Here is a 13302-nt window from a genome sequence, read left to right on the forward strand (position 1 = left end):
TCCCCCGTCCCAGCCGGCCCGCCACCCGCGTCACCCCAGCGAAGGCTGGGGTCTCTGGCGGCTCTTGTCCCGCCAACCAACCGGGAGATCCCAGCCTACGCTGGGGTGACGTGTGCGGCTTTGGCAGGAAAGGTGGCGACCCCCTACCGCTTCCCCAGCGCCACGATCGCCCGCTCCCGCAACCGCTCGACCGCCGCGGCATGGATGCCCGGCGCCGCTACCATCACCCCGAAGAACTGCGGCCGCGCCTGATTGAAGCGTAGCTTGCGCCCGATCGCGTCGGTCACCGTCGCCCCGGCTTCGCGCGCGATCAGGATGCTCGCCGCCACGTCCCACTCATTGCCCCAGCGCAGCGTCGCGAGGAAATCGGCCTCCCCGCTTGCGACCATCGCCATGCGCAGCGCGATCGAATTGGGCTTCGGCACCATCAACAGGTCGCGATCCGCCTTGGGCAGGGCATCGACCGGCGTCCGGCTACCGGCGAAGTCGACGCGCGGGCTGACCGCCAGCCGCTCGCCGTTCCTGCGCGCGCCCTGCCCTGCCGCCGCGGTCCAGCGCTGCCGCCGGACGGGTGCGTCGAGCACGCCCAGCACCGGCTGCCCGTCCTCGATCAGCGCGACCGACACCGCCCAACCGTCGCGCCCGCGAATATAGTCGCGGGTGCCGTCGATCGGATCGACGATCCACACCTGCCGCCGCGCCAGCCGCACCGCATCGTCGGCACTCTCCTCCGACAGCCAGCCAGCCTCAGGCAGCAACGCCGTCAGCCGCCGATGCAGCAGCCGGTCGACCGACAGGTCGATCTCGCACACCGGATTGCCCGGCGCCTTTTCCCACGTCTCGAACTCCCCGCGCCAGCTCGCCAACGCCAGCGCCGCCGCTTCGGCGGTGATTGCGGTAACCTGTTCGAGCAGCGTCGCCTCAGCCACCCGCCACCGTCATGCCATCGACCCGGATCGTCGGCACATTGACCCCCTGCTTATGCTCCAGATCGCCCGCCGCGCGCATCGACAGCAGCATCGGGCGCAGATTGCCGGCGATGGTGATCCCCGACACCGGCCGCGTGATCTCGCCGCGTTCGATCAGGAAGCCCGACGCGCCGCGACTGTAATCGCCGGTGACGCCATTCACGCCCTGCCCGATCAGCTCGGTCAGCAGCACCCCGCGTTCGATATCCTCGATCAGCGCGTCGACGCTGCCAGCGCCGCCCGCCAGATGGACGTTGCCGGTCGTCACGCCCGGCGGACCACCCAACCCCCGCGAGGCATGGCCGGTCGGCTCCAGCCCCAATTGCCGCGCCGACGCGCTGTCGAGCAGCCATGTCTGCAACACGCCGCGCTCGACCAGCGCCATCGGCGACACCGGCAGCCCCTCGCCATCGAACGGCCGGGCGCGCAGCCCATGCGGGCGGTGCGGATCGTCGATGATCGACAGCCCCTCGGGCAGGATCGCATGGCCTAGCTGCTCGCGCAGGAAGCTGGTCCCGCGCGCGATCGACGGGCCGGAGATCGCGCCCAGCACATGGCCGATCAGGCTGCCCCCGACGCGCGGGTCGAACACCACCGGCATCGCTCCGCCATCGATCTTCACCGGGTGCAGCCGCGCCACCGCGCGTTCGCCCGCGCGCCGTCCGATCGTCTCGGGCGCTTCCAGCATCGAGCGGTGGCGCGCCGAATGATGGGCATGGTCGCGCTGCATCCCCGCGCCCTCGCCCGCCAGTACGCTGGCCGAGATGCCGTGGCTGGTAACGGCATAGCCCTGCGCGAAGCCATGGCTGGTGGCGAAGGCGACGACCGCGCGGCTGTAGCCGGCCGATCCGCCTTCGGAATTGCTGACGCCCGCGACCGATCGCGCGGCGTCCTCCACCGCCAGCGCCGCTTCCCGCAACAGCTGCGGCGCGACGTCGCCGCCATCGTCGAGATCGAGCAGCGGCGGCGCGCCGTGGAGCAGCCGCTCGGCCGGTGCCAGGCCGGCCCAGCGATCTTCCGGTGCGGCGCGCGCCATCGCCACCACTCGCTCGGCCAGCGTCGCCAGTCCCGCCTCGGACAGGTCGGAGGTCGACACGCTCGCCGAACGCTGGCCGACGAACACGCGCAGGCCCAGCTCGGCGCCTTCCGAGCGACCGACATCCTCCATCTGCCCCAGCCGCACCGACACCGACAGCGCGGTATCGGCGACGAGGATCGCATCGGCGGCATCGGCGCCACAGGCACGGGCGCGGGCGATGGCGGATCGGGCGCGGTCTACGGCGGTTTGGGGAGTCAGCATGACCGGCACATGGGAAGCGCGCACGCCCGCCGCAACGTTCACGCCGCCTGCCCCACCACCAGCAGGCCAAGGAACAGCAGCAACCCCGCATCGCGGTTCGACCGGAATCGCCGCAGCGTATTGGCGCCATCGTCGGGCCGGAGCGTCGCTACCTGCCACAACAGATGCGCGGCACCCGGCAACAGCGCGGCCAGCGCCAGCGGCGTCGGGAACACCCGCCACACCGCCCCCGCCCAGCACGCGATGGCGACGACGTACAGCACCGTCACCCCCGGCCGCACCCGCCGCCCCATCGCCCGCGCTGACGATCGCACCCCGACCATCGCGTCATCCTCGGTATCCTGGCAGGCATAGATGGTGTCGTAGCCGATCACCCACGCGATCGCGCCGGCGTACAGCAACGCCAATGGCGTCCAGTCCTCGCCCCCCATCTGCGCCCACGCGACCGGCGCGGCCCACGAAAACACCATGCCCAGCCACGCCTGCGGCCACCACGTAATCCGCTTCATGAACGGATAGGCCGCAACCAGCACGAGGCTCAGCAACGCGACGATCGCCGCGGTGAAGTTCAGTTGCAGCAGCACGACGAAGCCGATCAGGCTCAGGAACACCAGCCAGCCCCACGCCGCCTTCACCGACACCGCCCCGCTCGCCAGCGGCCGGTTCGCGGTGCGTGCCACCTGCCGGTCGAGATCGCGGTCGACGATGTCGTTATAGACGCAGCCCGCACCACGCATCGCGATGCTGCCGATCAGAAACCACAACAGCATGTCCCACCGCTCAACCGCGCGGCCCGACAGCGCGATCGCCCATGCGCCGGGCCAGTAGAGCAGCCACCAGCCGATCGGCCGGTCGAACCGGGCGAGCAGCGCGAACGGGCGGGCGGCACGCGGCAGGATCGCGATCAGCCCGCGATGTTCGGTATCGGCGACGTTGGTGGCGACAGGGAAAGGCATGCCGTCCCTGCTGCCACTAACCGCCCGGCTTGCCCAGCCCGATCAGCCCGCCGACGCCGCCAGTACCGCTGCGATATTGAGCGCGCCGTTGCCATAGGTGGCATCGCGCCCCGGATCGCCGAGGTCGGTGGCGTTGTTCAGCAGCAGCGTGACGATCTGCGCACCGGTCAGCTTGGGCCGCGCCTGCGCGATCAGCGCGACCGCGCCGCTCACCACCGCCGCCGATGCCGAGGTCCCGCTCTGCGCGATCACCAATCCGTTGCGGTCGAGCATGTTCACATCGACACCCAGCGCCATCAGATAGGATGCCGCCGCCGCACCGCCGCCTGCCGCGTTGCCCGAGCGATACGGACGCCCCGATGCGTCGATCCCGCCGACGATGATGACATGACCCGAACCGGCTTCGACGAACGACCGCGACAGCAGCAGCGGCTGGCTGGCCGATTCGTTGCCCGCACTGATGACCATTACGATCCCGGCAGCGGCGGCACGCCGTACCGCGGCGACCAGCGGTTCGGTGGTCTGGTCGACATTGAACGACATGTTGATGACCCGCACCCGCGCCGCGATCGCCGCATCGATCGCCGCGATCACGAGGTCGCTCTGCGCCGGACAGTCGAAGTCCTTGCACTTGTCGGGCCGGGTAGCGTTCAACGAAACGATGCTGGCGTCATAAGCGAGGCCATGAATGCCCCGCCCGTCGCGCGCCGCCGCCGCGATCGACGCCATCGCGGTGCCATGGCCGCTCAGGTCGATCAGCCCGCGGTCGCTGCCCAGATTTGCGCTCGCCGGATCGATCCGCCCGGCAAATTCGCTCAGCGTCGGGACGATCCCGGTATCGATGATCGCGATCCCAATCCCACGCCCGGTGGCGCCGACGCGGTACGCTGCATCGGCTTTCGACACGGTGGCGGCGTTCGATCGTTCCGCCTCGACCTGTTCGGCGGTGGCGGCGGGAGTCGTCGCCGTTGGCGTCGGGGTAGGTGTCGGCGTATTCGCGACGACCACCGTACCGGTCGAACCGCCGCCGCCCCCGCCGCACCCCGATACCAGCAACGCCGTGGCAAGCATCGCCGGCCAGCATTTGTACCGACCCACGCCCATCCGCCCGTACCGCATGTTCCCGCCCCTTCGCCATTACGCTCGTTGTCGCTACGCAACGGTCGATTGCAAAGATATGAACATACCGACGTATTCGAATGACTTGCTGCGTCGGAGGCGACGGCCGATCCGGCGCAATCGCCCGTTCCGACAGGGTCAGGACCTCAGCGCTGCGCCGCCTTCTGCGCCTTGGCCTGCTTGGCATAATGGTGGTGCATGGCGATGCAGCCGGCGACGGCGCCCAGCTTGCCATGGCCCTTGCCGATCATATGCCCGCCGACCGCGCCCGCGGCGGCACCGCGAATGCAGCCTTTGGCAAAGGCGGGTTGCGCCGCGATCATGGTCAGCGGCAGGGCGATCAAAGCAACGAAACGCATGTTCCATCTCCCTCGAACGGAATGTCCGAGGCAGTGTCTACGAGCCGGATACGCCCGAGGTTGCGTTAAACTTTCGTCATGTCGGCGACCCCGCTACGAGGGCCCCATGGACCTCGACCAACTGCTCCGCCATTATTTCGGCACCGCCGATCCCGACGCGTTGTCGCCGGACGCGCTCAAGTCCGCCGGCGAGCGGATGGCGATCGACTTCGGCGTCACCCGCGATCCGTCGCGCCGCTTCGCCCTGTGGTCGCTGATGGACGCGTTCGGTTTTGCCCCGCCCCCGGCCGACGCCTTTGCCAAGGAACCCGAACTGCGCGCGGCGGCGGACCGCTATCTCGACGCCGCCTACCGCGTCGAGCGCGACGGGACACCCGACTGATGCCGTGGGTGATGCTGACCGTCGCCGGGCTGCTGGAGATCGTCTGGGCCTATTACATGAAGCTGTCCGACGGCTTTTCGAAACCGTGGCCGACGATCGCGACCTTCGTCACGATGTTCGCCAGCTTCGGGCTGTTGTCGCTGGCGATGAAGCAATTGCCGCTCGGCACCAGCTATATGGTGTGGACCGGCATCGGCGCGCTGGGTGCGTTCGTCGTCGGCATCGTGTTGCTGGGCGAGGCGGTGACGCCGTTGCGGCTGCTCGCGGCGGCGATGCTGGTCGGCGGGCTGGTGCTGATGAAGCTGGCGTCGTGAGCGGCGTCCTCGTCATTCCGGCGAAGGCCGGAATCCATGGATACGGGCCGGCTTGATCGACGCGCGATGTCTCCTTTCCATGGATCCCGGCCTTCGCCGGGATGACGGTAGTGAAGGCCACCCCTGCCCAACCCCGTCCGGCTTGCTATAGCGCGACCATGCCCGCTACCCCCGCCTGGCCGCCCGATTCGTCCCCCCGCCTGTTCGTCGACCAGCCGCTGGGCGATGGTGCGCGCGTCCGCCTCGACGGGACGCAGGCGCATTACCTGCTGTCGGTGATGCGGGTGAAGGACGGCGATGTCGTCCGCCTGTTCGACGACGCCACCGGCGAATGGCTGGCGCACGCCACCGAGGTCCGCAAGCGCGACCTGACCCTTGCCGTTGCCGAGCGGCTGCGTGAACGCGAAATTGTCCCCGACCTGTGGCTGTGCATCGCACCGACCAAGAAGGGCCGGATCGACTGGACGATCGAAAAGGCGTGCGAGCTGGGCGTCGACCGGATCGTGCCGGTACTGACCCGCCGGACGGTGGTCGATCGCCTCAACCTCGACCGGCTGCGCGCCCATGCGGTCGAGGCGGCCGAGCAATGCGGCCGCACCGCGCTCCCCGCGCTGGTCGAATCGGCGAAGCTGACCGCGCTGCTCCGCGATTGGCCCGCCGACCGCGCGCTGTTCTTCGCCGATGAGACCGGCGGCGTCCCCGGATTCGACGCGATGCGCGCCCGGCCGGGTCCGGCGGCGATTCTGATCGGGCCGGAAGGTGGCTTCGACCCGGAGGAACGCGACGCGATCCGCGCCCACCCGCAAGCAGTCGGCATCGCACTCGGCCCCCGCATCCTGCGCGCCGAGACCGCGGCGGCGGCGGCGACCGCACTATGGATGGCGGCAAGTGGCGATTGGTAGCCGCACTATATCCCTATCAACCACAGCCCCCTAGCGCGGCCTTCCGCCTGCGCGTATGGGCGCGGTCATGAGCACGAAGACCGTTTCGGACACCAGCGCAGCGGTCATCGAGGACCGTTCGCAGCTGATCGCCTATTTCGCCGGGGGCGAGAAGCCTGCGGAACGCTGGCGGATCGGCACAGAGCACGAGAAATTCGTCTACCGCACCAGCGATCACGCCGCGCCGTCCTATGACGAACCGGGCGGCATCCGCGACCTGCTCGCCGGCCTCGAACGCTTCGGCTGGCGCCCGGTCGAAGAGGGCGGCAAGGTCATCGCGCTGACCGGCAAGGACGGATCGGTCAGCCTCGAACCCGCCGGGCAGTTCGAACTGTCGGGCGCGCCGCTCGAAAACCTGCACCAGACCTGCGCCGAAACCGGCCGCCATCTGGACCAGGTGAAGGCGGTCGGCGACGAACTCGGCCTCGGTTTCCTCGGGCTCGGCATGTGGCCCGACAAGCGCCGCGACGAATTGCCGATCATGCCCAAGGGGCGCTACGGCATCATGCTGAACCATATGCCGCGCGTCGGCACGATGGGGCTCGATATGATGCTGCGCACCTGCACGATTCAGGTGAACCTCGATTATTCGAGCGAAGCCGACATGGTGCAGAAATTCCGCGTCGGACTGGCGCTGCAACCGCTGGCGACCGCATTGTTCGCCAATTCGCCGTTCACCGACGGCCTGCCCAACGGCCAACTGTCGTACCGCTCGCACATCTGGTCCGACACCGATCCGGCGCGCACCGGCATGCTGCCGTTCGTATTCGAGGACGGGTTCGGCTATGACCGCTATGCCGACTATGCGCTCGATGTACCGATGTACTTCGTCTATCGCGACGGTCGTTACATCGACGCCGCCGGGCTGTCGTTCCGCGACTTCCTGAAGGGCGAGCTGTCGGTCCTGCCGGGCGAGAAGCCGACGATGGAGGATTGGGCCGACCATCTCTCCACCGCCTTCCCCGAAGTGCGCCTCAAGACTTTCCTGGAGATGCGCGGCGCCGATGGCGGGCCATGGGGCCGCATCTGCGCACTGCCGGCACTGTGGGTCGGGCTGCTCTACGATCAAGGCGCGTTGGACGCCGCGTGGGATCTGGTGAAGGGCTGGTCGATCGAGGACCGCCAGCAATTGCGCGACGCCGTCCCCGCGCTCGGCCTCGACGCGCCGCTCCCCGGTGGCGGACGTTTGCGCGACGTGGCGGGCGAGGTACTCGACATCGCCGGCCGGGGCTTAAGCGCCCGCCGCCGCCTCAGCCTGTCGGGCGAGGACGAAAGCGGCTTCATCGAGCCGCTGCGCGAAGTGGTGCGATCGGGCAAGGTGCCGGCGCAGGTGCTGCTCGACAAGTTCGCCGGCGAATGGGGCGGCGACCTGTCGCGGGTGTACGGGGACTATAGTTTCTAACCGGAAAATCCTCCCCATTTCATGGGGAGGGGGACCGTCCGTGCAGCGGATGGTGGAGGGGCAACGCCGCAATTGCTGCGCCCGTCGCTACGCCCCTCCACCATGCTGCGCATGGTCCCCCTCCCCGCGCAGCGGGGAGGATTTGAAGAGGCTGGTCACCAACCCCCTTCGCACCATCCACTCGCTATACGCCCGGTACACCGGGTCCGCCCCCAGGTGCCGCTCCTCGGTCTTGGCCCGCCAGTAATAGACCCCGCTGACGCACGCCAGAATCGCGGTACTGCGCGCCGCCGATGTCCAGCTGTCCGCCGTCGTCAGCAGCGGGATCGTCGAAATCCACCAGAAGAGGTTCTTCGACAGATAGGCCGGATGCCGGCTGAACGCATACGGCCCATGCGTCAAAATGCCCCGATGGGTCAGGTTCGAAAACCGCAACCCGAACGCCATCGTCGCCCAAGCATAGATCGCGGTCAGCGCCACCAGCACCGCGCCGACCACCCACAACAGCACCGGATAGTCCGCCAGCCAATAGGTCCAGTCCGCCGTCCCCGGATGGTAATCCAGCGGGCCGCCATTCGCCATCAGGATGAACGGCGGATAGCAGATCAGCGCCGCCGACCACCCCGCGGCATAAGGCGTGGCGCTGCGGATATGGCTGTCGAGCGGGCGCATCGCGAGGATATAGCCTGCCGTCGCGAACGCCACGTCGATGACGAACATGAAGGTGATGAGCCAGTTGGCCAGCGGCACCGGTCCGGTCAGGATCACCGAGCGCTGCGTCCGGATGAATTCGCCGAACCCCGGCGGCACGATCGCCAGCATGAAGGCGAGGAAGAACGCCTTCACCGCCCAGCCGCGCAGATGGTTGAAGATGGCTTGCGCGTCGATCGGCTCGTCAAGGTGCATCGCCCATGCGCCCAGCGCCCAGCACCCGTCCTTCGGCTCGACCAGCCGCCGGTCGAGCCACAGCATGTACGGGATCGACAGCACGAACAGCGGCACCGCCGCCAGCCCAAACACCCACATCGAAAAGGCGAACCCGCCCTCCCAATAGAACCGCCCGGTGGCATAGATCGCCGCGATCCCGGCCCAGGTGATCCACAGCCCGGCCAGCTTCGTCAGGCTGATCTCCATCGTCTCGCGCCACGGCCGGACGTTGGCCCAGTCAATGCCCGTGGACGGATTGCGATGCACCTTGTCGACCAGCAGCGACCACAGCACCATCGGCAGTGCGCACGCGGCGACGTTGATCAGCGCGGCATAGGGACCATCCATCCCGTAATGCCACGCGACCGCGATCCACGCGAACAGCCCGGCAAGCCCCGCCAGCCCGACGCCCGACGATACGGCCGATGCGGGGCGCCGGTCGGGTTCGGCTTGCAAGGACAAGGAGTTGGGCTGATACATGGCCTATCCGCTACACCCGCGATGGTAAGCATCCGGTGAAGCATATCCTTGTCCGAAGGAAGCCCCTGCCCTTGCGTACCGTATTTGCCGCCCTGTTGCTGACCACCACCGCCCTTCCCGCCGCCGCGCAGCAGATCAACCCGCCGGGCAACACCCTGCCGCAGCCGATGCCGATCGTCGATACCGTGCCCGTGGCGCGCGACGTCGACTATCCCGGCACGATCAAGCTGGACGTCGATGCGACCGACACGGTGCAGGGCATTTTCCGCGTGAAGGAAACGATCCCGGTCGCGCGAGCCGGGCACATGGTGTTGATGATGCCGAAATGGCTGCCCGGCAAGCACGGTCCCCGCGGCGAGATCGAGAAGCTGGCCGGCCTTGTCGTCCGTGCCAATGGCCGCGAACTGCCATGGACCCGCGACGCGCTCGACATGTATTCCTTCCATATCGACGTGCCCGCCGGTGCGAAGAATCTGGACGTGCAGTTCCAGTTCCTGTCGGCGACGCAGGGCGAACAGGGCCGGATCGTCGTGACCCCCGAAATGCTCAACCTGCAATTCGAAGCGGTCAGCCTGTATCCCGCGGGCTATTACACGCGCCGCATTCCGATCGAGGCGAGCGTGCGCTACCCCGCCGGTTGGACCGCCGCGTCGGGCCTGCCGTCGAAGGTACAGGGCGGCGTCTATCGCTATGAGCGCATCAGCTATGAAACGTTGATCGACTCGCCGGTATTCGCTGGCAAGTATTTCAAGCGCTTCCCGCTGACCGATCGCGTCGGGCTGAACGTCGTCGCCGACAAGCCGTCCGAACTGGCCGCCACCCCCGAACAGATCGCGGCACATACCCGGCTGGTGGAACAGGCGGTGAAGCTGTTCGGAGCGCAGCATTACGACAAATATGAGTTCCTGCTGTCGATCACCGACAAGATGGGATCGATCGGCCTCGAACATCACCGGTCGTCGGAAAACGGCGTCGATCCGGGCTATTTCACCGACTGGAATGCGGGTCCGGGCGAACGCAACCTGCTGCCGCACGAATTCACCCATAGCTGGGACGGCAAATATCGCCGCGGCGCGGACCTGTTCACACCCGATTTCCGCACGCCGATGCGCAACTCGCTGCTGTGGGTGTATGAAGGGCAGACGCAGTTCTGGGGCTATGTGCTGCAGGCGCGATCGGGCCTCGTGTCGAAGCAGGACACACTCGACGCCTATGCCGATATCGCCGCGGCGCTCGACGCGCGCGAGGGGCGGCAGTGGCGGCCGCTGATCGACACCACCAACGATCCGGTCATCACCGCTAGGCGTCCCAAGGGCTGGGTCAGCTGGCAGCGGTCGGAGGATTATTACAACGAAGGGCTGCTGGTGTGGATGGAGGTCGATTCGATGCTCCGCAAGCAGTCGGGCGGTACCAAGTCGATGGACGATTTCGCCCGCGCCTTCTTCGGAATGCGCGACGGCGACTGGGGCGTGCTGCCCTACACGCTGGCCGATGTGGTCAAGACGCTGAACGGCGTGCAGCCCTATGACTGGGCCGGCTTCCTCGACAAGCGGCTGAACGCGCGTACCGATCGCGCGCCGATCGATGGCTTTGCCGCCAACGGCTATCGCATCGTCTATACCGATACCCCGACGACCTATCTGAAGGGGCGCGAGAAGAGCGGCGGCGGCGTATCGCTGCCTTATTCGCTCGGCCTCACCGCCAGCAAGGACGGCAAGGTCGGCAGCGTGATGTGGGGCAGTCCGGCATTCAAGGCCGGGTTCGAAACCGGCACCACCATCGTTGCGGTGAACGGCACCGCCTATACCCCCGACCGGCTGCGTGACGCGGTGGGCGCAGCAAAGGGCACCAAGGAGCCGATCCGCCTGACCGTCCGCATGGACGATGCGGTGCGCGAGATCGCGATCCCCTATAACGAAGGGCACCGCTATCCGCGGCTCGAAAAGGTCGGCACGGGCGATGGCGGGCTCGACCGGCTGCTCACCGCCAAGTGATCGCCTACGCCGATTCGGTCCCGCATCGGGACCGGATCGGCGTGTCCGAAACGATTCCAAAGAAAAGCAGCTTCACCCTTTGTGAATAACGGGTAAAGGGCGCCTCTACCGCGCGCAGGCGCGAGACGAGGGAGTAGTATTAATGCGCATCGACATGGTGCCCGTCGGCGACAATCCGCCCAGCAGCCTGAACGTCATCATCGAAGTTCCGACCGGTGGCGAACCGGTGAAGTATGAATTCGACAAGGCGTCGGGCGCGCTGTTCGTCGATCGCATCCTGCACACGCCGATGCGCTACCCCGCCAATTACGGCTTCGTGCCGCACACGCTGTCGCCGGATGGCGATCCGCTCGACGCGCTGGTCGTGTCGCGTTCGCCCTTCATCCCCGGTTGCGTCGTCCGCGCGCGCCCGATCGCGGTGCTGAACCTCGAAGACGAAGCCGGCGGCGACGAAAAGCTGGTCTGCGTGCCGGTCGATTCGACCTTCCCCTATTACAGCAACGTCGGCGAGCGCGCCGATCTGCCCGAAATCGTGTTCGAACAGATCGAGCATTTCTTCACCCACTATAAGGACCTCGAAAAGAAGAAGTGGGTCCGCGTCGGTACGTGGGGCGGCGCCGACGAAGCCAAGCGCATCACGCTGGAAGCGATCGAACGCTACAACGAAGCCAAGGCGCAGGGCGAGGAACCGCACGACTACGAAGTACCGGGTCGCTGAGATCGGACGGGCGGGGATTTCCCCGCCCGTTTCGTTTTGGGGAGCCGGATTTGCGCACGACCCGCCGCTCGTCACTCCCGCGACGGCGGGAGTCGATCGACGCTATCGTCAACGATCCTGCACCACCGCAGGCGCATATGGATTCCCGCCTTCGCGGGAGTGACCGGAAAGAACAAGCGCCTCACCCCTTCGCCCGCTTGCGCTTCACCGGCGCCCTGCGCCCTGCCTCCACCGCGATCCGCGCCCATTCCAGCATCGCATCGCCATCGTCGAGCACCGCATCGGGCGCCCGGCGATAGTTCATCGTCGCGATCGTCCCGTCCTTGCGATCATAGGTGAAGCGCTCGCACCCCGCCGCGTCCCAGACAGCATCGGCGGTCGCATCCGATTTGAACCACAACACATCGTCCAGCACGATCGCGAAGACGGTGCCGTCGAGGTACAGCGTCGCCCCGCCCATCATCCGCCGGAAACTGACCTGCCCGACGGGCGTCAGCGCCTCTTCGACCCAGTCGATCAGTCCGGTATCGACGCTCATGCCCCCGCCTCGCTCTGTACCGCCGGCACCCGCCGCCGCACCGCGACGATGCAGCCTGCGACGATCAGCAGCGCGCCGACGACGGTGTAGAGCGACACCGTCTCGCCGAACACGATCCATCCGGCCAGCGCCGCCCAGACGAACGCGCTATATTCTACCGGGGCCAGCACCTGCGCCTCGGCCCGGGCATAGGCCCAGGCGAGCGCCATCATCGATGCGGTTCCCAGCAGCACCGCCCCGGCCAACGTCGCATATTGCGACGGGTCGGGCAGCGCGCCCAGCCATGGGGCGGCAGGGAACAAGATCACGCCCATTACCAGGCTGGAAAAGAGCGCGACCTCGAGCGGATCGGCGGCCTGCGCCTGCCGCCGCAGCACGATGAGGCTGACGGCATACAGGATCGACGCCGCGACGCAGGCGAGGCTGCCCAGCACCGCCTGGGTCGAGGCATCGGCCTGCACCTCGCCCGCCGCGATCACCAGCACGCCGGCCGACGCGACGACCGATCCGACGATCGCCGCGCGCCGGATCGTCTCGCCGAGGAACAGCGCCGCCAGATACAGCGCGATCAGCGGCGCGAGGAAGGTCAACGCCACTCCCTGCGCCATCGGCACCCGCGCCAGTCCCCAGAAGAACAGCACGACCGACGCCCCGCCCGCGAGGCCGCGCCCGATATGCAGCTTGAGCACCGCCCACGCCGGCCAGCGCCGCCCGCGCGCCACGAACACTACGCCGCACAGCATCGCTCCCGCCAGCGACCGCCACAGCACCGCATTATACGCGCCGCTGTCGATCGACAGCTGCTTCATCAGCGCATCCATGACCGTATAGACCATGATCCCGCCCCCGGCGACGAGGAAGGCGCGCAGCGAAGACGGGGCGGCGGACATGGACGGACCTTTTC

At 67.7% G+C, this 13302-nt stretch carries 14 protein-coding genes; 6 read left to right on the top strand and 8 right to left on the bottom strand.

What is annotated here, in order from left to right:
* Positions 1-143: 143 nt before the first annotated feature.
* The 5 genes from MF610_RS03100 to MF610_RS03120 all read right to left on the bottom strand — a co-directional run bounded on the left by MF610_RS03100 (position 144) and on the right by MF610_RS03120 (position 4702).
* A complete protein-coding gene (locus MF610_RS03100) occupies positions 144-929 on the bottom strand; it encodes a 3'(2'),5'-bisphosphate nucleotidase CysQ (RefSeq protein ID WP_242192643.1) in 786 nt (261 codons plus the stop codon).
* Entirely contained in the window at positions 922-2268 is a 1347-nt protein-coding gene (locus MF610_RS03105) for a TldD/PmbA family protein (protein WP_242192644.1), read from the bottom strand. Before MF610_RS03105 ends, MF610_RS03100 begins: the two co-directional genes overlap by 8 nt.
* Positions 2269-2306: 38 nt before the next feature.
* Positions 2307-3224 carry a 4-hydroxybenzoate octaprenyltransferase gene (ubiA, locus tag MF610_RS03110; protein ID WP_242192645.1) on the bottom strand — a complete coding sequence of 306 codons (918 nt, stop codon included), beginning with the start codon at positions 3222-3224 and terminating at the stop codon, positions 2307-2309.
* A 42-nt stretch (positions 3225-3266) separates the two neighbouring features.
* Positions 3267-4343: a S8 family serine peptidase gene (locus MF610_RS03115; protein ID WP_242192646.1), complete on the bottom strand. Its 1077-nt coding sequence runs from the start codon at positions 4341-4343 to the stop codon at positions 3267-3269.
* A gap of 146 nt (positions 4344-4489) precedes the next feature.
* Positions 4490-4702 (bottom strand): hypothetical protein, encoded by a 213-nt coding sequence (locus tag MF610_RS03120; RefSeq protein ID WP_242192647.1) that lies wholly within the window; start codon positions 4700-4702, stop codon positions 4490-4492.
* Between the two features lie 106 nt (positions 4703-4808).
* Here MF610_RS03120 and MF610_RS03125 point away from each other — a divergent pair, with 106 nt between their 5' ends.
* From MF610_RS03125 to MF610_RS03140, 4 genes are all read left to right on the top strand, one after another.
* A complete protein-coding gene (locus tag MF610_RS03125; RefSeq protein WP_242192648.1) occupies positions 4809-5084 on the top strand; it encodes a hypothetical protein in 276 nt (91 codons plus the stop codon).
* Positions 5084-5398, top strand: a complete 315-nt coding sequence (locus tag MF610_RS03130; RefSeq protein ID WP_242192650.1) for a DMT family transporter — start codon at positions 5084-5086, stop codon at positions 5396-5398. Before MF610_RS03125 ends, MF610_RS03130 begins: the two co-directional genes overlap by 1 nt.
* Positions 5399-5556: 158 nt before the next feature.
* On the top strand, positions 5557-6300 hold the full coding sequence (locus MF610_RS03135; protein WP_242192652.1) for a 16S rRNA (uracil(1498)-N(3))-methyltransferase: 744 nt from the start codon (positions 5557-5559) through the stop codon (positions 6298-6300).
* A 67-nt stretch (positions 6301-6367) separates the two neighbouring features.
* Complete coding sequence (locus MF610_RS03140) at positions 6368-7741, top strand: glutamate--cysteine ligase (protein ID WP_242192654.1); 1374 nt, start codon at positions 6368-6370, stop codon at positions 7739-7741.
* Between the two features lie 87 nt (positions 7742-7828).
* On the opposite strand, the gene MF610_RS03145 is transcribed toward MF610_RS03140, so the two are convergent.
* The gene (locus MF610_RS03145) at positions 7829-9148 is read right to left on the bottom strand and encodes a methyltransferase family protein (RefSeq protein WP_380870627.1); all 1320 of its coding nucleotides are present in this window, start codon (positions 9146-9148) and stop codon (positions 7829-7831) included.
* Between the two features lie 71 nt (positions 9149-9219).
* On the opposite strand from MF610_RS03145, the gene MF610_RS03150 reads away from it, so the two are divergent.
* Entirely contained in the window at positions 9220-11142 is a 1923-nt protein-coding gene (locus MF610_RS03150) for a M61 family metallopeptidase (protein WP_380870628.1), read from the top strand.
* 142 nt (positions 11143-11284) lie between these two features.
* The gene (gene ppa, locus MF610_RS03155) at positions 11285-11860 is read left to right on the top strand and encodes an inorganic diphosphatase (protein ID WP_242192658.1); all 576 of its coding nucleotides are present in this window, start codon (positions 11285-11287) and stop codon (positions 11858-11860) included.
* A gap of 181 nt (positions 11861-12041) precedes the next feature.
* Here ppa and MF610_RS03160 read toward each other — a convergent pair whose 3' ends face one another.
* The gene (locus MF610_RS03160; RefSeq protein ID WP_242192660.1) at positions 12042-12398 is read right to left on the bottom strand and encodes a TfoX/Sxy family protein; all 357 of its coding nucleotides are present in this window, start codon (positions 12396-12398) and stop codon (positions 12042-12044) included.
* Entirely contained in the window at positions 12395-13288 is an 894-nt protein-coding gene (locus MF610_RS03165; RefSeq protein ID WP_242192663.1) for a DMT family transporter, read from the bottom strand. Before MF610_RS03165 ends, MF610_RS03160 begins: the two co-directional genes overlap by 4 nt.
* Positions 13289-13302: the final 14 nt, after the last annotated feature.

Origin of the sequence: Sphingomonas hankookensis, from assembly GCF_022664465.1 — a bacterium.
In the GTDB taxonomy this organism is placed as follows: Bacteria; Pseudomonadota; Alphaproteobacteria; order Sphingomonadales; family Sphingomonadaceae; genus Sphingomonas; species Sphingomonas hankookensis.